Genomic DNA, 729 nt, shown 5'->3' on the forward strand with positions numbered 1-729 from the left:
GCTGTGGCTGCCCTGGCCGAGGTGTTGGAGGACCGGGAGCGGGTGCTGGGGCCCGACCACCCTGACACCCTCACCACCCGACATAGCCTGGCCTGGTGGCGGGGGCTTGCGGGGGATGCGGCCGGTGCTGTGGCTGCCCTGGCCGAGGTGTTGGAGGACCGGGAGCGGGTGCTGGGGCCCGACCACCCTGACACCCTCACCACCCGACATAGCCTGGCCTGGAGGCGGGGGGAGGCGGAGGATCCGGCCGGTGCTGTGGCTGCCCTGGCCGAGGTGTTGGAGGACCGGGAGCGAGTGCTGGGGCCCGACCACCCCGACACCCTTACCGCACGGAGCACCCTCGCCTGGAGGCGGGGGGAGGCGGGGGATCAGGCCGGTGCTGCGGCCGCCTTCGCCGAATTGCTGGGGGACCGGGAGCGGGTGCTGGGGCCCGACCACCCCGACACCCTCATCACCCGACACAATCTCGCCTCCTGGCGAGGGGAGATGGGGGATGTGGCCGGTGCTGTGGCTGCCCTGGCCGAGCTGCTGGAGGTCCGGGAGCGGGTGCTGGGGTCCGACCACCCTGACACCCTCGCTACCCGACACAGCCTGGCCCGGTGGCGGGGGAAGGCGGGGGATGCGGCCGGCGCCGTGGCCGCCTACGCCGAGCTGCTGGAAGACCTGGAGCGGGTGCTGGGACCCGACAAACCCCACACCCTCACCACCCGACACAATCTCGCCTCCTGG

General features: G+C 73.3%; 1 protein-coding gene. It reads left to right on the forward strand.

Going from position 1 to position 729, the window contains the following annotated elements; all coding sequences use genetic code 11:
- Positions 1-729 (forward strand): tetratricopeptide repeat protein (locus ACFYP5_RS23960; RefSeq protein WP_389039473.1); only part of this gene is annotated, 729 nt, incomplete at both ends.

Source organism: Streptomyces sp. NPDC005262, from assembly GCF_042872425.1.
Taxonomy (GTDB): Bacteria; Actinomycetota; Actinomycetes; order Streptomycetales; family Streptomycetaceae; genus Streptomyces.